The 16,271-nt window shown below is 52.5% G+C and carries 19 protein-coding genes; 1 reads left to right on the top strand and 18 read right to left on the bottom strand.

The features are described 5' to 3' along the window. Positions 1-24: 24 nt before the first annotated feature. From ytvI to LG52_RS02665, 11 genes are all read right to left on the bottom strand, one after another. Positions 25-1,050 carry a sporulation integral membrane protein YtvI gene (gene ytvI, locus LG52_RS02710; RefSeq protein ID WP_044730762.1) on the bottom strand — a complete coding sequence of 342 codons (1,026 nt, stop codon included), beginning with the start codon at positions 1,048-1,050 and terminating at the stop codon, positions 25-27. Positions 1,051-1,130: 80 nt separating this feature from the next. Then, positions 1,131-1,742: a DedA family protein gene (locus LG52_RS02705; protein WP_044730761.1), complete on the bottom strand. Its 612-nt coding sequence runs from the start codon at positions 1,740-1,742 to the stop codon at positions 1,131-1,133. Between the two features lie 276 nt (positions 1,743-2,018). Further along, positions 2,019-3,287 (bottom strand): cation:dicarboxylate symporter family transporter, encoded by a 1,269-nt coding sequence (locus LG52_RS02700; protein WP_044730760.1) that lies wholly within the window; start codon positions 3,285-3,287, stop codon positions 2,019-2,021. Positions 3,288-3,485: 198 nt separating this feature from the next. Next, positions 3,486-4,199: an RNA polymerase sporulation sigma factor SigK gene (sigK, locus tag LG52_RS02695; RefSeq protein WP_020278372.1), complete on the bottom strand. Its 714-nt coding sequence runs from the start codon at positions 4,197-4,199 to the stop codon at positions 3,486-3,488. Between the two features lie 206 nt (positions 4,200-4,405). Beyond that, entirely contained in the window at positions 4,406-4,561 is a 156-nt protein-coding gene (locus LG52_RS19615; RefSeq protein WP_156133451.1) for a hypothetical protein, read from the bottom strand. Positions 4,562-4,722: 161 nt separating this feature from the next. After that, positions 4,723-4,866 carry a YrzI family small protein gene (locus LG52_RS18635; protein WP_011232016.1) on the bottom strand — a complete coding sequence of 48 codons (144 nt, stop codon included), beginning with the start codon at positions 4,864-4,866 and terminating at the stop codon, positions 4,723-4,725. Positions 4,867-5,237: 371 nt separating this feature from the next. After that, positions 5,238-5,486, bottom strand: a complete 249-nt coding sequence (locus tag LG52_RS02685; RefSeq protein WP_044730759.1) for a YrhC family protein — start codon at positions 5,484-5,486, stop codon at positions 5,238-5,240. A 62-nt stretch (positions 5,487-5,548) separates the two neighbouring features. After that, positions 5,549-6,682 (bottom strand): bifunctional cystathionine gamma-lyase/homocysteine desulfhydrase, encoded by a 1,134-nt coding sequence (locus LG52_RS02680; protein ID WP_044730758.1) that lies wholly within the window; start codon positions 6,680-6,682, stop codon positions 5,549-5,551. Positions 6,683-6,684: 2 nt separating this feature from the next. Then, the gene (locus LG52_RS02675) at positions 6,685-7,608 is read right to left on the bottom strand and encodes a PLP-dependent cysteine synthase family protein (protein WP_044730757.1); all 924 of its coding nucleotides are present in this window, start codon (positions 7,606-7,608) and stop codon (positions 6,685-6,687) included. A 58-nt stretch (positions 7,609-7,666) separates the two neighbouring features. Beyond that, positions 7,667-8,371 (bottom strand): 5'-methylthioadenosine/S-adenosylhomocysteine nucleosidase, encoded by a 705-nt coding sequence (mtnN, locus tag LG52_RS02670; protein ID WP_044730756.1) that lies wholly within the window; start codon positions 8,369-8,371, stop codon positions 7,667-7,669. 14 nt (positions 8,372-8,385) lie between these two features. Then, on the bottom strand, positions 8,386-9,033 hold the full coding sequence (locus tag LG52_RS02665; protein WP_044730755.1) for a class I SAM-dependent methyltransferase: 648 nt from the start codon (positions 9,031-9,033) through the stop codon (positions 8,386-8,388). A 186-nt stretch (positions 9,034-9,219) separates the two neighbouring features. On the opposite strand from LG52_RS02665, the gene LG52_RS02660 reads away from it, so the two are divergent. Next, positions 9,220-9,429, top strand: coding sequence for a YrzA family protein (locus LG52_RS02660; protein WP_044730754.1), 210 nt, complete (start codon positions 9,220-9,222; stop codon positions 9,427-9,429). A 115-nt stretch (positions 9,430-9,544) separates the two neighbouring features. On the opposite strand, the gene LG52_RS02655 is transcribed toward LG52_RS02660, so the two are convergent. From LG52_RS02655 to LG52_RS02625, 7 genes are all read right to left on the bottom strand, one after another. Beyond that, positions 9,545-10,168, bottom strand: a complete 624-nt coding sequence (locus LG52_RS02655) for a YrrS family protein (RefSeq protein ID WP_044730753.1) — start codon at positions 10,166-10,168, stop codon at positions 9,545-9,547. Between the two features lie 65 nt (positions 10,169-10,233). Continuing rightward, positions 10,234-12,006, bottom strand: coding sequence for a peptidoglycan D,D-transpeptidase FtsI family protein (locus LG52_RS02650; RefSeq protein WP_044730752.1), 1,773 nt, complete (start codon positions 12,004-12,006; stop codon positions 10,234-10,236). A gap of 116 nt (positions 12,007-12,122) precedes the next feature. Continuing rightward, positions 12,123-12,599 carry a transcription elongation factor GreA gene (gene greA / locus LG52_RS02645; RefSeq protein ID WP_044730751.1) on the bottom strand — a complete coding sequence of 159 codons (477 nt, stop codon included), beginning with the start codon at positions 12,597-12,599 and terminating at the stop codon, positions 12,123-12,125. 111 nt (positions 12,600-12,710) lie between these two features. Continuing rightward, complete coding sequence (udk, locus tag LG52_RS02640; RefSeq protein WP_044730750.1) at positions 12,711-13,346, bottom strand: uridine kinase; 636 nt, start codon at positions 13,344-13,346, stop codon at positions 12,711-12,713. A 1-nt stretch (position 13,347) separates the two neighbouring features. Beyond that, complete coding sequence (locus tag LG52_RS02635) at positions 13,348-14,616, bottom strand: peptidase U32 family protein (RefSeq protein WP_044730749.1); 1,269 nt, start codon at positions 14,614-14,616, stop codon at positions 13,348-13,350. 18 nt (positions 14,617-14,634) lie between these two features. Further along, complete coding sequence (locus tag LG52_RS02630) at positions 14,635-15,564, bottom strand: peptidase U32 family protein (RefSeq protein WP_044730748.1); 930 nt, start codon at positions 15,562-15,564, stop codon at positions 14,635-14,637. After that, positions 15,561-16,214: an O-methyltransferase gene (locus LG52_RS02625; RefSeq protein WP_044730747.1), complete on the bottom strand. Its 654-nt coding sequence runs from the start codon at positions 16,212-16,214 to the stop codon at positions 15,561-15,563. The genes LG52_RS02630 and LG52_RS02625 overlap by 4 nt, the downstream gene beginning before the upstream one ends. Positions 16,215-16,271: the final 57 nt, after the last annotated feature.

Here is a 16,271-nt window from a genome sequence, read left to right as displayed (position 1 = left end):
TGCAAAGACCTTTATTCCAAAAAATCAAAGCTTGATCGTCCATTTAATGACTCCGGCTTTGGCAAGCGCCTCAACCAAAATGACAACGACCGGCCCGACGAACAACCCGATAAAGCCAAGCAGCTGAAACCCCAGATAGACGCTGACGAGCGCGGCGAGAGGGGAAATGCCCAAATTGGTGGAAAACACTTTCGGCTCGATGATTCGGCGCACGACGGTGATGACGACAAACAGCACGATGAGCCCGATGCCAAGCGTATTGTCGCCGTTCGCCATGCTGATGAGCCCCCACGGAACAAGCACGGAACCCGTTCCTAAAATCGGTAAAATATCAACGACGACGATGACCAGCGCCATCAACGCCGCATAGTCGACCCCCAACACGAAAAGGCCAGCCAGCGCGAGGAAAAACGTAATTAAACTAAGCAAAAACTGCGCTTTTAAAAAGCCGATCCCCGCTTTGCTCAGCTGGGCGGCGACCATCCCAAGCCGCTGTTCGGTCCGTTCGGACAAATAGCGGCGCATGCCTTGCTTCAGCTGAGGCAAATCGAGGCAAATGAGAAACAGCGCGATCAAATACACTAAAAAATGAATCAAAAACGCCGGAATGGCGGCAATATAATGGACGAGCGACTGCGTCAAGTTGGTCGCAAACGACAAAAGCATTTGCTCGACAGTATTTACACCGCGTTCAAGCGAATCGATGATTTCCTGCGGAATGGAGCTGGAATACGACTGCCACGTTTGAATGAGGCGGTCGAGCACTTTCGTCGCTTCGTTTAACACGTAAGGCAGTTTTTGCGAGAGCGCCATCACTTGTTGCACAAAAATAACGACTAGAAAATAAAGGGAAAGCCCAAAAATGATGATGAACAATGAAAAAATCGCCGTGACGGCGTGCACGCGCTTCAGCTTATAGTTTTCTTGCAATCGGCGGATGGACGGCTCGAGCAAAAGCGCGGTCGCAAGCGCGAGGAGAAGCGGCACGCTGTATGGCACAAGCCATAGCCCCACAGCGAATAGCAGCGCAATCATAATCCAACGTTTCACGTTCGTCCCTCATTTTTCATAAAAATTTAGCCAAAAGATGGTTCATGTATAAATATAGCCGACAGCATGCAGACGAGCAACTATTTCATGCGCTCGTTTTCATCTGCAGCGCGGCGTCGTCGTTGCCAAATGATGTAAATCACCGCCACCGCCACTGCCGCTGCGATAGCCGGGCGGACGTACGGCGTTGCCATCTCGTCAATTTGCCGCCATCGTTGGCCAAGCTGCTCTCCCAACCAAATAAACAAGATGGACCATGGGATGATGGCCAACACCGTGTAAATCGTAAACGGCAGCCACTTCATCCGAGCAATGCCGGCGGGGATCGAAATCGCATGGCGGACGACGGGAATAAACCGGGCGCTGAAAATGACGCCGGGGCCAAATTTCGCAAACCAGCGTTCCGCCACATCCAAATGTTTTTTCTGGATCAATACATATTTCCCATACTGATCTAGAAACGGCCGTCCGCCATAGTAGCCCATCCAATACAAAAACAGCTGCGCTGCCGTGCCGCCTACTGTTCCGGCCGCCACCGCACCAGCGAACGAGACATCCCCGCGCGCCACCAAATAGCCGGCATAAGCCAGCACGATCTCGCTAGGGATCACTTCCACCATCAAGGCAAGAGCGATGCCAGCGTAACCTAAACTAGTCAAAAATGAAAACATCGATTGAAGGACTTCGTGCACCGTTTTTCCTCCTTGTCTTTCGCTTCGTTGTCCATTTTTTCATTATACTATACGTTCCTTGCCAACAAAACAGGAAAAGCGGCTGGTCATTCAGCCGCTTTCACGAGTGTCGATTATCATCTATCCTGAAAATACCCGAACTCCAAGATGCGTAGCGTAAAGTTGCAGCATTCAACATAGGGACATTTTCACCCTTCCGATGGCGACGAAATTTTTTCGCCATGGAAGTCTATATAGTTTTTATTGGTTAATCAACACATCTGAGCCACTTTTCTCTTAGGCGCTTTGCTGCTGCAACTCAGCAATGTATTGTTTTCCTTGTTCTTCGTTATATTGCCCTTCCCACTTCGACATCACAACCGCCGCCAGCGAGTTGCCGATGACGTTGACCACTGTGCGCGCCATGTCCAAAAGGCGGTCGATGCCGGCGATAAACGCCAATCCTTCAACTGGAATGCCAACCGTGCCAAGCGTTGCCAATAAGACGACAAACGATACGCCTGGGACACCGGCAATCCCTTTGGACGTCACCATTAAAACGAGCACAAGCGAGATTTGCTGCGAAATCGGCATATCGATGCCGTACAGTTGAGCGATAAAGACAGCCGCCAGCGCCTGATAGAGCGTCGACCCGTCCAAGTTGAACGAATAGCCGGTCGGAACGACAAATGATGTCACGGCCTTCGAACAACCGAACTTCTCCATTTTTTCCATAACCTTAGGCAACACTGTTTCCGAGCTCGACGTGCTATAGGCAAGCACTAATTCATCCTTTAAGATTTTTATAATATGGAAAATATTTGTACCTACCAATTTAGCCACAGCGCCAAGCACCACCAACACGAAGAACGCCATGACCGCATAAACGAGCACAACGAGCTTGCTGAGCGGAAGGAGCGAAGCGACGCCGAATTTCGACACCGTCACGCCGATCAAGGCGAAAACGCCAAACGGCGCAAACTTCATCACTTGGTTCGTCACATAAAACATCGCTTCCGCCGTGCCTTGGAAAAAGCGAAGCACCGGTTTTCCTTTTTCACCGATCGCGGCTACGCCCAACCCGAACATCACCGAGAAGAAGATGATCGGCAGCATATTTCCGGTCGACAGCGCTTCAAACACGTTTTTCGGCACGATGTTGACAAATGTTTCAACCATCGAATGGTGCTGCACTTCGTTCGTCGTATCGACATACGACTGGATATCCGTTTTCTCAAGCGACTTCATATTGACGCCGACGCCTGGTTGGAAAATGTTCGCTGCCAAGAGGCCGATGATAATGGCAATCGTCGTAATGATCTCAAAATAAAGGATCGTTTTGCCGCCCAACTTTCCGAGCTTTTTCACATCACCGACGTTGGCGACGCCGACAATCAAACTCGAGACGACGATCGGGATAACGATCATCTTAATTAAACGGAGAAAAACATCTCCGATCGGCTGCAAATACGTCGCTACTTTAGGGTTTCCGTAAAAAATGGCCCCAACCATAATCCCGAGAATAAGGCCGATGAAAATTTGCCATGCCAAGCCGATCTTGCGCATGATGCTTTTTCGCCTCCTTTAGACAAATTTAGACAAAAGACGACAAAATTATTTTACTTTTAAAAATAAAATCTGTCAATATTTTTGATTGAAATCGCTTCATCAAAGGATATAAACGAAAGAATTCAATTTTTTAAAATAATTTCTATTCTTCCATTACTGAAAAAAGCGGGCCGCTGCACCAGCAACCCGCTTTTGTTATGACCGCCGTTTTTCTTTTTCCTGCCGATAAAACTCGTGAAACATTTTCATTAATGCCCGTTTTTCAATGCGCGAGACATAGCTTCTCGAGATGCCGAGCTCTTTGGCGATTTCACGCTGCGTTTTTTCCCGCTGCCGACCGAGGCCAAAGCGATTGATGATCACCTCTTTTTCCCGCTCATCAAGCACGCTGATATATTGTTTGACTTGTTCGAGCTCCATGTTCAAGTGGATTTCATCGACGATGTCTTCGCCTTCGGCTTTTAAAATATCAAGCAGGCTGATTTCGTTTCCTTCTTTGTCCTGGCCGATTGGCTCATGCAACGAGACGTCTTTGCGCGTTTTTTTTAATGAACGAAGGTGCATCAGGATTTCGTTCTCGATACATCGAGCCGCATACGTTGCCAACTTCGTTCCTTTGCCCGGCGAATAGCTTTCAATCGCCTTGATCAAGCCAATCGTGCCAATGGAGATTAAATCCTCGACCTCTTCTCCCGTATTTTCAAACTTTTTCACAATGTGGGCAACAAGGCGCAAGTTGTGTTCGATGAGCCGGTTGCGGGCTTGCTCGTCGCCTTTTGCCATCAGCGCCAAATACTTTTCCTCTTCTTGAGCGCTCAACGGCTGGGGAAACGCATTGTTTTTAATATACGAGACAAGAAACGTCAGCTCTTTCAACAGAAACGTAAACGCCGTGAAAATGCCGGACATGCTCCCACCCCCGCCTGCTGTCATCGGCGGAAACCGCCTATCGTTATGTATATGCAGGGGCGATGTTGTCCGTGTCTTTACGACAAAAATAGACCGGCCCGAAATGAGCCGGCAATGACTTGACCAATCAAAAACGATTGATGCCAACGTTCTGCTGATTCGGTCCGCCTGCTTATCCCCCTCCCGATGCAGAAGAACCGCCGTGCTTACGCTCTTGCCTCAACGCTGACTTCCGCGGCGACAACAAGCGCAATCGACGCGGTAATGATGATCGACATGACAATGGCGAACATCCCCGTTCCCTCCTTGGCCTTCTCGTTTACTTTTATTTTACCAAAGAAGACGTGGATCGCTTCCGCCACATTTTGAACAATTCATGAAATTCGACCGTCAACAACAGCACGCGGAGCACCGATAACACCCCTTTAGCCTGAGTCAAGTCGAGTCTCCCGTCTGTTTCATCCACATCACAATCCATACTGGTACAATTGACATGAATCTTCTCCCCTTTCATCTCCATGTTTTAAAACAACCGTTGATGAGCGGAACATTTGCGGTCAAGCAACTCCTCTTCGGCTGCACGTGCGAACCGCTCCTCTTCGATGTTCCGTTGCCGCGGCTTTCTCCGCTCAATCGTGATCGTGATAAAAAACAAATGGATCGTCATGCCTCCCCACCTCCTTTCCATGCAAAAAAACCGCAGAAGGAAGGCGTTTCTGCGGCTAAGCGTACAAAAAGGCCGCAGAAAGCGAGACTACTCCCCTTCTGCGGCCCGATCGCTGTTTTTCGTCATCGGTGCACGTTCATTCCCGGTCGGCGGAAGGTCGAATAGCCGTTTGATAGAATGGATGCGTTACTGTTGTCCACATCATCATTGTCATTGTCTTCGACCTCCCTTTCGAAATGATGCTACGCAGGTAATTATATCCAAAATTATTTCCATTGTAAACCGTTTTTTGCAAAATAGGAAAAAAGCTTGCTTTCCCTTGAACGCCAGCATGGCTAAACAAAAACCCGCCTTTTGGCCAAAAGGCAGGTTTACGGTTCGAACCGCTCTTCTTCTTCCTCAAGACGGCGGGCATAGCGGGCGGCTTGGCGCAAACAGGAAAGCGACGCGGCAAAACAGACGGCGACTGCCAATAGGGCGAACGGTTTTTTCGCTGTCTCAACCGCTCCTGGGATGACCGTTCCGAAATAGAGAAACGCTCCAAATGCGAACAAGACGAGGCTGTATGTTTTAAAGTCGCCTGCCTTGGCCCGCAGCTCGTTTCGTTGCTGCTCATTCAAGCCCGATCCCTCCTCTCCCCTTTCACTGTATCATACATGGACGGAAGGGGGGAGCGGCAATTTCAGCCAAGCGCTTGCGCCAAATCGTCAAGCAGATCGTTGACATCTTCAAGCCCAACCGACAAACGGATCAGGCCGTCGGTAATGCCGAGCTGTTCGCGCCGTTCCTTCGGGATCGAGGCGTGCGTCATTTTCCCTGGCAACGAAATTAAACTTTCGACCGCCCCTAAGCTTTCAGCAAGCGTAAAGTAGCGAACGCGCGACAGCACTTTCTCGGCTCGCTCGAGGCTGCCGACATCAAACGAAATCATGCCGCCAAATCCGCGCATTTGCTTTTTCGCCAACTCGTGGTTCGGATGATCCGGAAGACCTGGATAATGGACGCGCTTGACCGCCTTGTGTTCAGCCAAAAAAGCAGCGATTTGGCGCGCATTTTCTTCATGTTCCTCCATCCGCACGGCGAGCGTTTTCATCCCGCGCATCAATAGCCATGAATCTTGCGGCCCGAGCACGCCGCCGGTTGAATTTTGCACGTAATGGAGCCGTTCGGCAAGCTCCGGCGTGCGGACAACCGCCAACCCAGCGACAACGTCGCTATGGCCGCCTAAATATTTCGTCGCGCTATGGATGACGATATCGGCGCCAAGCTCAAGCGGCGTCTGAAAGTACGGAGTGGAAAACGTGTTATCGACGATCAATAGCAGATCATGCGCACGGGCAATGGCGGCGGCGGCTTGCAAGTCAGTGATTTTCAACAGCGGGTTCGTCGGCGTTTCGATATAGATGGCTCTCGTATTCGGCCGGATGTGCGCCTCGATGTTGGCGACATCGCTCGTATCGACGAACGTCGCCTCAAGCCCGAACCGGTTCAGCACGTTCGTCATGACGCGATACGTGCCGCCGTAGACATCGTCAGTGAGCACCAGATGGTCGCCGCTTTGAAACAACATCATGACGGCCATAATCGCCGCCATCCCGGAAGCGAACACAAAGCCGGCTTCGCCGCCCTCGAGGTCGGCGATCAGCTTCTCAAGCGCCGCACGCGTCGGGTTGCCGGTGCGCGAGTATTCAAACCCTTTATGCTTTCCAACTTCTTCTTGCTTATACGTACTCACTTGATAAATCGGGACCGACACCGCTCCAGTATGCGGATCCCCCGGAATGCCGCCATGAATGAGCATTGTTTTCCGCCTCATCGTTACCTCCCACCTTCATAAATATGTTTGCTTAAATAGCGTTCGCTCCCGTCCGGAAAAATGACGACGATATTCGTCCCTGGCTTTGCCTTCTCTGCTTCCATCAAGGCGGCATGAAACGCGGCGCCGGACGAACTGCCGACCAAAAGCCCCTCCTGTCTTGCGAGTTCGCTGACGCGCCGGAACGCGTCATCGTCCGCGATCGTGTAGATGGCATCAAAATAATCCGGATCCATAAACGGCGGCAAAAACTCCATGCCGATCCCTTCCGTCCGATGCGGACCGGGCTCGCCGCCGCCTAAAATCGAGCCTTCCGGTTCAACGATGACCGTTTTAATGGCCGGGTTTTTTTCTTTTAAAAACGCAGCTGTCCCCATAAACGTGCCGCCGGAGCCGGCGCCGGCGACAAAAATGTCGATTTGCCCCCCCAAATCTTCCCACAGCTCCGGACCGAGCGTCTTGTAATACGTCCTTGGGTTGGCTGGGTTTTGAAACTGTTGCGGGCAATAAGCGCCCGGAATCGTGCGGGCGAGCTCCTCCGCCTTGCGGATCGCCCCTTCCATTCCTTCCTCGGTCGGCGTATGGACGATTTGCGCCCCGAGCGCCTTCATCAGCTGTTGTTTTTCGATGCTGAATTTTTCCGGTACACAAAAAATGATGTTCACGTTTTTGCCGATCGCCGCTAGCGCCAGACCGATGCCGGTGTTGCCGGCCGTCGGCTCGATAATCGTGCCCCCCTCTTTCAGTTTTCCTGATGCAAACGCCTCGCGCAACAGCTCTTGTCCGAGCCGGTCTTTAATGCTTCCGCCAGGATTGAAGTATTCAAGCTTGGCGAACAGCCGAACGCCTTCCGGGAGGGGGAAGCGCGTAATTTCGACAACCGGCGTATGGCCGATCAACTCATGGATGCTTTTTGCTACGCGCATACAAGTCACTCCGTTTCTTCACGTTCATTTTGGCTGCGGAACGGCGGCGTTTTGTTTCCTAGCGTCTCTCCTTCATAACGGAAAGCATCGACAAGACAAGTTCAGCCGAATGTTTCGCCGCCGTCTCCAAAAACTGTTCAAACGACACATCCGACTCCTCACCAGCAATATCAGACAACGCCCGGACGATGACAAACGGCGTTCCAAACTGCACACACACTTGGGCGATCGCCGCCGCTTCCATTTCGACGGCGCACAATTCCGGAAACTGACCGCGCACAAATTCGACTCGCTTTGGATCATTCATAAACGAATCGCCGGTGGCGATCAAGCCGGTCACTGCCTGCAGGCCATCAAGCCGCGCCGCCGCCTGCTTGGCCGCCTCAACAAGCGCCTCATCCGCCCGGTAGCGCGCCGGCAGGCCAGGCACTTGCCCATAAGCGTAGCCGAACGCGGTCACATCGACGTCATGATGGACGACTTCCTCGGAAATGACAAGATCTCCGACACGAAGCGAAGGCAAAAATCCGCCGGCCGAACCCGTATTGATCACGAAATCAGGGCGAAAGTGGTCAAGCAGAAGCGTCGTTCCCATGGCGGCGTTCACTTTGCCGATCCCGGATTTCAACAACACCGCCTGCACGCCGTCAAGACACCCTTCGGAAAATTCACACCCGGCGATGACCGTTTCCTCGCGCCCTTCCATACGCGAACGCAAAATCGCCACTTCCTCTTCCATGGCTCCAATAATGGCTGCTTTCATCGTTCTCCCTCTTTCTATGTCGTTTGTTTCACCGCCTCCATCACCCAGACGAACGCGTTTTGCTGCGCAAAAGAGACGGAAAAGCCATGCTTGGAAAACAGTGATTCCAATACGTCAAGCGTCGTATAATATTCGCGTTCCAAATCGTCGGCCAAATCGTGGAAGCCGCGCGTCCGGGCTTCCTCAATCGCCCGGCGGAACGCCTCTTTGTCGCGAAACGCCGTATCGGCAAACACTATTTTACCACCCGGATGGAGCAATTGACTATATTTGGCCAACGCTTCGTCTTTTTCCGCATCCGTCAAATGATGAAACGCATACGTGCTGGCAATCGTGTCGATCGGCTCCGACGGTGTCGGAAATTGCAAAAAATCGCCGTCCAGAATGACCGCTCGCCCGCTGAGCTTTTCCGCCGCTTTTTTCCTCATCGGCGCCGATGGCTCGATCCCGTACACCTGCTTGCCGCGCTCAAGCAGCTTTTTCGTCAAGTTGCCTGTCCCGACGCCAAACTCGAGCACGACTTGGCCGGCTTTGTCGGCGACCGTGCTTAAAATGCGGTCATAGCCGGCGAACACATCGCTGTATTGCTCATCATATCCTTCGACCGATCGGTCATACGATTCCGCCCATTGCTCAAACAAGTCAAGAAACTCTCTGCCCATATGGCCACACCCCAAAAGTTTATAATTTCTATAAATATAGTATGTTTTTGGTATTGCCTGCTCTTACTGTAGCATATGTTTTTCCCTTGTTCAACGATCATGTTTCGTTCGTATTGTTCCCCCTTGTACACCGGTGGATGAGGGCGGGAAAATTTGCTACACTGACAATGGAAAGGAGGAAGAGCGATGCCTAACATTTCTCTTGATTTGATCGAGGATAAAATCGAATTTTTTGAAGCCGACGATTTGCGGGCGCTCGAGAAAAAAATCAACGAACAAATTGAACATAACAAGGCGCTCTTGCTTTCCGTCCATCATGTATCCCATCAAATGCATGTGATGGAAAACGGAAAGCGTTGGTACAGCGCGGTCGTTCATTTCAAAGCGAAAAAATAACAGGCGCTCTTCGTTTTTGGGCGCCTGTGTATTTTTCCGCCGCTAATGAACCGCCATTGTTTCACTGATGCCGTTGAAGTTTCGAATATATCTCCGCTTCCCTTCATTATGCCGCTTATGACTTTTGCTTCAACTTTTGCACTTTCGTCGGCTTCCAACCTTCGTTCGTCACCCATTCAATGTACACTTTGTAATGGGCGGTTTGATCTTTCGTCGAAATCGTCGCGACCGCTTTGTTCGGCCCGTTGTTGCCGATGAACCAAACGATCATCTCCTCCGGGGCGATGCCGGTCGCATAGCTGACGGCATCGAGCATTTCCTTCCAGTCGACCGAATCTTTCTTAAACACCGTTTCATGCGGCTCCGATTGCGTCGTGCCGATCGGCTGCCATGCCGGGTTGACGATTTCTTTTTCAATGTTGGACCCCGGCGGGCCCGGCGTTTCTGTCGAGCCCGTTTCGCTCGTTTCATCGGTGGAAGCCGCGTCTTCTTCCTCAGCGGGCGTTTCGGCTTCCGCCGGCTCCACCGCTTCACCTGTTTCCACTTCCACTCGCTTCGCGTTGGCCGCTTCTGTTTTTGCTTCGCGATCGACCGCCTTCTCGCCCGGTTCGCCGCCAAACAGCAAGTTCCCACCGACAATCAAAATGAGCAGCACGACAACCGCAATAGCTCCATTGAGCCAACGGTTGATTCTCCGCCGCTTGGCGCGGGCGGCAAAGCGCGTTTCCGTTTGCACCACTGTCTCCTCCCCCTTCTTTGGATGATGCTTATGATGGAAAATGGATACCCCTTACATTTGGTTCGTCACTTCACTTCCTTTTTGGCGCGGTCATAAGCATAAAGCGACTCGACTGCGGCGGCGAACACATCATTCGTCGCGGCCCGCCCGCTCGGACAGTCGAGCTCAACGACAGCGAGGGCGTATTTCGGGCGGTCGGCTGGAAAATAGCCAGCAAACCATTTATTAATGAATTCAGCGCCGCCGTCCATTTTTCCTGTCTCCGCCGTCCCCGATTTGCCGGCAACCGGATACGGCAGCGAACGGAAGCGGCGGCCGGTGCCATCCTCTTTGGTAACAACGCCGCGCAAAAGCCGCTGCAGCTCTTCGGCCGTCTGCGGAGCGATCGGCGCCATGTCTGAATCCGGTTGGGGCGGAAACGAAAAGAGAGTCGCACCGTTTTTATACAGCACTTTGTCAACGGCCCGCACCTGAAGCGCTTCGCCGCCGCGGGCGATGGTCGCCATCATGTTGGCGACGCCAAGCGGAGAGACGCGTACATTTTTTTGCCCGATCGCCGTTTGCGCCACCGCAAGCGGCACCCGCTTGTCGCGCGGATCATGCCAAATCGTTCCCTTTTGCTCCTCCGGGAACTGACGGAAATGCTCTTCATGGTACACCACTCCTTCCCAGCCGGCCGTCGGATACAGCCCGAGCTTTCTCGCATACGTTTCAAACGCATCCGGATCTTGCTCGATCAACTGCTTGCCGAGCGTGGCGAAAGCATTGTTGCAACTGACGGCAAAGCTGTCCGCTAAGTCAAGCACGCCGTAATCATGCTCCTCATCGCGCGTTTTGCCGTCAATCTTTCGGCTGCAATCAAACGTTGTCTCCGGCGATGCGAGCCCTTCATCAAGCGCCGCAGCCGCAATGACCGTTTTAAAAATCGATCCAGGGATTTGCGGAAGCGCCATTTGGTTTTCCGCCCCGCGGTTTTTATACGGATCGCGCGGGTCCATGTTTGGGCGGCTGACCATGGCGAGCACACCGTTTGTCTCAATGTCCAATAGCACGAGGCCGCCTTTTTTCAGTCCGTACTGGTCGACGATCCGTTCCATCTCTTGCTGCAGATCGCGGTCAAGCGTCGTTTGCACGGTGACGGGATAAAACGGATTGCCCGTATCGCTGTATTTGACATCAAGCCCAAACAACGGCCGCCCTTCGGCGTCAACATGGTAAAGCAGCTTCGTTTCGCCGTCGGCGAGCAAAAATTCATCAAACGCTTTCTCAAGCCCTTGAATGCCCACTTCGGTCTTTGGCGGCAGCGTCCGTTTCGGATAACGCTTCTTGATGAGCTCCTGATCCGGACGGGTGAAGCCAAGCAAATGCGGGGCGTACACCGTTTCCAACGGATATTGCTTGTTGACGGCAAATACCCCCGGAATGCCCAAATCGTTAATTTGCTTCATTTGCTGGGCGCTCAAGGCGAGCGGCTCGCCATCCTTCTCTAAGACGAACGGACCGTCCGCCTGCTCAAGCTGGCGGCGGATCTCTTCTTCCGAGACGCCGGCGATGCGGGCCACTTGTTCCATCGGCCATTTCATCGCCGTTAAAAATGGAAATAAGACAAGCGACGGCACATATCGCTTCGTGAGCGGCGCGCCATTTCGGTCGACGAACGAGCCGCGCCCGTCATCAATAATGAGTTCTTGTGTCCGCTGGGCGACGCTTTCAGCAATTAAATTATGATTGGCAAACGACTCGGCGTCAATCAGCTGGATTTGCGCCAATCGCCCGACAAGCAACAACAAGCCCAATTGAATGAGGGCGAGCATGGCAAGTGTTCGTTTTTTCCACATAAAGAAAACACCTCATCATCAGTGTTGACGAGGTGTTTCCGTTTGAAACGTCAAGCGGCGGCAATTTTCTTCGCTTCGCACACCGCCGCTTGTTCAGGCCGACCGCCTCCTGCTTCTTATTTCACAGCCACAATTTTCACAAGCATTTCCCCGCCCGGCGTTTGCACCGTCACTTCATCGCCGACGCGGCGGCCGATGAGCGATTTCGCAATCGGCGAGTCATTGGAAATTTTCCCTTCAAATGGGTCGGCTTCAGCGCTGCCGACGATCGTATACGTCTCTTCTTCACCGTCCGGCAGTTCAATGAATGTCACTGATTTGCCAAGCGAGACGACGTCCGGATTTTCTTTGTCTTCTTCAATGATGACGGCGTTGCGGATCATGTTTTCAAGCATTTGGATGCGTGATTCGACAAACGCCTGCTCATCTTTGGCAGCATCGTACTCCGAGTTTTCCGACAAATCCCCGAACCCGCGCGCAATCTTAATGCGCTCCACCACTTCTTTCCGCTTGACCGTTTTTAAGTACTCAAGCTCTTGTTCCAGTTTCTCTTTTCCCTCTTTCGTCATCGGATACTGCTTTTCGTTCGCCATTCATCTCACTCCTCTATATATTCTGCATTATGTAAAACGTACGAACAGCAAAAACGGCTGTTCGTACGCTTACTTGTTATAATAATATATTGTTTTGTCTCTGTTATGTTATTACAAAACCGCTTTTTGTTCAAGAACTGTGCGAATTTTTGCCACCATTAAATCGATGGCGACAGCATTCTGTCCGCCTTCTGGAATGATCACATCGGCGTAGCGCTTCGTCGGTTCGACAAACTGGTTGTGCATCGGCCGAACGACGGACAAATATTGCTCGATGACCGAATCGAACGTGCGGCCGCGCTCTTTCATATCACGGATGAGACGGCGGATGATGCGGATGTCCGGGTCGGTGTCGACATACACCTTAATATCCATTAAATCGCGAAGCCGCTCATCTTCCAAGACAAGGATGCCCTCGACGATAATGACTTCTTTCGGCTCAACACGCACGACTTCACTTGAGCGAGTGTGCAGCGTATAATCGTACACCGGCTTGTCAATCGGCTCATAGCGAAGCAGCTTATGAATATGCTCAATCAACAAATCGTTGTCAAACGCCAGCGGGTGGTCGTAGTTCGTCTTCAGCCGCTCTTCAAACGGAAGATGGCTTTGGTCTTTATAATAAAAATCTTGCTCAAGCACTAAAATCGAGCGGTCGCCAAAATGGTCGTAAATCGCGCGGGCGACGCTCGTCTTCCCCGAGCCGGAGCCGCCGGCGACGCCGATGACAACGGGCTTCTTCCCCATCTTAATTCTCCTTTCTCATCATGTTGTACGGGAAGAGAGGGCGCTTGACCTTCAATTTCACGATTTGCAGCGGATGGCGCGCCGCATCAAGCTCGTTGCCGTCTTCGTCCCAAATGTTCTCGATCACTTGGGTGAAGTTTTCAATTTCCGGACCGAAAAATTCGACTTCATCGCCCGGGCGGAAATGGTTGCGCTGCTGGACGGTGGCGATGCCCGTCTCCGGGTCATAGCCAAGCACCAAACCGGCGAATTCATGCGTCGTTTTCCGGCTGTGCGTCCCGTACATATGGTTCGTATAATCCGGGAAGCCGTCAAAGAACGACGGCGCCGTCTCGCGGTTGGCGCATTTCTCAAGCTCCCGCACCCACTCTTCGCGGATCGTGAAATGGTCTGGATCAGCGCAGTAGGAGTCAATCACTTTCCGGTAGACGCTGACAACCGTCGCCACGTAATGGATCGATTTCATCCGCCCTTCAATTTTCAAGCTATCCACACCCAATTCGATCATTACCGGAATGGCGCGGATTAAGTTCAAATCTTTCGCGCTCATCGCAAACGGGGCGTCCCCTTTTTCAAACAACGGAATTTCCCGGCCGTCCGAGAGCTGGTACAAATCGTAATCCCACCGGCACGACTGGCAGCATCCGCCGCGGTTTGAGTCGCGCGCCGTCATATGATTGCTCAATACACAACGGCCGGAGTAGGCGGAACACATCGCCCCATGGATGAACGCCTCGATTTCAATATCGACTTTCTCTTTGATCTGTCGGATTTCTTCTGCGCCCACTTCACGAGCCAGCACAACCCGCTCGAGCCCTTCCTCTTTCCAAAATTGGACCGCTTTCCAGTTGGTAAGCGATTGCTGCGTGCTTAAATGCACTTCAAGCTTCGGCGCCACCCGGCGCGCCGTTTCGATGATGAGGGGGTCGGCGACGATGATGCCGGAAACGCCGGAATCCTCTAACGCCCGCAAATAGTCATCAAGGCCAGGGATGTTTTCGTTATGGGCGTAAATATTGGCCGTTACGTATACTTTGGCTCCATATCGATTGGCAAATTCCACCCCTTCGCGAATTTCCTCGAGCGTAAAGTTGTCGGCGTTGGCGCGCAAGCTGTACTCTTGTCCTCCGATAAAGACGGCGTCTGCGCCGTAATGGACGGCGATTTTCAGTTTTTCCAAGTTGCCGGCCGGGGCGAGCAGCTCTGGCTTTTTCACAATGACGCGCTTGCCGTCAATGATCTCGGAGATGCGATCATTTTTTAAAAGCATGCTGCTTCCCTCCTTTTCTCAATAAATGGTCTCCTTGAAGAAAAATCCGGTGTCGATGCGGCGATGCGGCGGCTGAAGCGCTTCAACGGCCGCAAGCAGCTCCTCTTTTTCCCGTTCGTACCGCTCGCGGTCATCGGCGCATAAATCGATGGCGCGGCGGTACAGCTTCGTCACTTCGGTAATGTAGCGCGGCTCGTGCAAAATCCCGTCAATTTTAAAGCTGTCGATGCCGGCCTCGACCATGTCGCCGAGCTCGTCAATGATGCAAACATCGTTCGGGCTCATAATATGCGTGCCGTTTTCGTCTTCAAAAATCGGATATTTGTTGTCGCGCTCTTTGTCGTAAAGAAACATCCCTTTTTCGTACTTCTTCCGTTCAACTTCCATCACTTTCCCTTGATATTCAAAATAGCTGCCGATCAGCGAGCGCTTCGATTGGTACATGCACATCGCGCCGTGCACTTGCACCTCGATTTCCACTTCGGCACGAGCTTTGATTTCCAAAATGGCGTCCATGTTCAACTCGCGGGCCAAGACGGCGCGCTTCGCCCCTTTCCGGCCCCAATAGTTGCACGCATACCAGTTCGTCGCTGTCGTCTCCGTGCTCCAGTGAAGCTTCATGTGCGGCGCCGTTTCTCGGACAGTCAAGAGCACCGCGGGATCGCCGAAGACGATGGCATCGGCGCCGACATCAGCTAAAAACGCGACGTAGTCGCCCAGCTCGTCCACTTTATCGTTATGGAAAATGGCGTTCATCGCCACATACACGTTCATGCCGCGCCGGTGGGCGGCTTTGACGGCGTCAGCGACATCATGGCGGGAAAATTCGCCGGCAAGCCGCAAACCGTAGCGCTGTTCGCCAATGATGACCGCGTCCGCTCCGGCTTCAGCCAGCTCGTCGATATGGGCAACGCTCGTCGGCGTCACGAGCAATTCGGGTTTTTTCACTGTTCTTCACCTCGTTTTTTCGATATGGCGAGCCCATCGCCGACCGGAATGATCACCGTATCATAACCGTTTCGACTCATGAGCCACTCATTGTAGCGGCGAATTTTTCGGGCGATGTTCCAAAGCCGTCGATTGTCCGCCGGCGCTTCGGCGGCGACGAGCCCCTTAAACAAGACGTTGTCGCTGATGATGAGGCCGCCTGCCGCCACAAACGGCTCATAGCGCGTAAAAAAGCGCTCATACTGCCCTTTGGCGGCATCGATAAACAGCACATCAAACGGCGCGGCGGCCGCCACATCTGCCTCGACCGCAAGCGCATCGCCCAACACCGCCTCGATTTGCCGCTTGGTGTTCGTCTTTTCGATGTAAAAACGGGCGCGCTCATACCGCTCCCGGTCTTTTTCGATCGTCACAATGCACGCATCCGGCAGCGCCTTTGCCATCCGGATCGCCGAATAGCCGATCGCCGTGCCGATTTCCAAAATGCGGCGCGGCCTGATCAGCTTCAAGATGAACAACAGCACTTCGACGCTCACCGGATCCATGATCGGTATGCGGTGCCGATAGGCGTACTGCTCCATCTCCTCAATGCCCTCGTCCGGCGCCGGACGCAACTTTTGCAAGTACAAAACAATGTCATTGGAAAGCAAGAGGAATTCCTCCCTGCCGTCAGCAAACTGAAAAGCGCTTGCCAAAGTTGAACTATA

Origin of the sequence: Geobacillus kaustophilus (assembly GCF_000948285.1) — a bacterium.
In the GTDB taxonomy this organism is placed as follows: Bacteria; Bacillota; Bacilli; order Bacillales; family Anoxybacillaceae; genus Geobacillus; species Geobacillus thermoleovorans_A.
Note: the sequence above shows the minus strand (reverse complement) of the source record. Positions and strands in the feature narration are given on the sequence as shown.

Coding starts and splice junctions, on each gene's coding strand:
- LG52_RS02665 (WP_044730755.1), bottom strand. CDS start 9,033: ATGGGCAGAGAGTTTCTTGACTTGTTTGAGCAATGGGCGGAATCGTAT.
- udk (WP_044730750.1), bottom strand. CDS start 13,346: ATGGGGAAGAAGCCCGTTGTCATCGGCGTCGCCGGCGGCTCCGGCTCG.
- LG52_RS02675 (WP_044730757.1), bottom strand. CDS start 7,608: ATGCGCGTAGCAAAAAGCATCCATGAGTTGATCGGCCATACGCCGGTT.
- LG52_RS18635 (WP_011232016.1), bottom strand. CDS start 4,866: ATGACGATCCATTTGTTTTTTATCACGATCACGATTGAGCGGAGAAAG.
- mtnN (WP_044730756.1), bottom strand. CDS start 8,371: ATGAAAGCAGCCATTATTGGAGCCATGGAAGAGGAAGTGGCGATTTTG.
- LG52_RS02635 (WP_044730749.1), bottom strand. CDS start 14,616: ATGCTTTTAAAAAATGATCGCATCTCCGAGATCATTGACGGCAAGCGC.
- LG52_RS02660 (WP_044730754.1), top strand. CDS start 9,220: ATGCCTAACATTTCTCTTGATTTGATCGAGGATAAAATCGAATTTTTT.
- LG52_RS02680 (WP_044730758.1), bottom strand. CDS start 6,682: ATGAGGCGGAAAACAATGCTCATTCATGGCGGCATTCCGGGGGATCCG.
- sigK (WP_020278372.1), bottom strand. CDS start 4,199: ATGTCCGGCATTTTCACGGCGTTTACGTTTCTGTTGAAAGAGCTGACG.
- LG52_RS02650 (WP_044730752.1), bottom strand. CDS start 12,006: ATGTGGAAAAAACGAACACTTGCCATGCTCGCCCTCATTCAATTGGGC.
- LG52_RS02700 (WP_044730760.1), bottom strand. CDS start 3,287: ATGCGCAAGATCGGCTTGGCATGGCAAATTTTCATCGGCCTTATTCTC.
- greA (WP_044730751.1), bottom strand. CDS start 12,599: ATGGCGAACGAAAAGCAGTATCCGATGACGAAAGAGGGAAAAGAGAAA.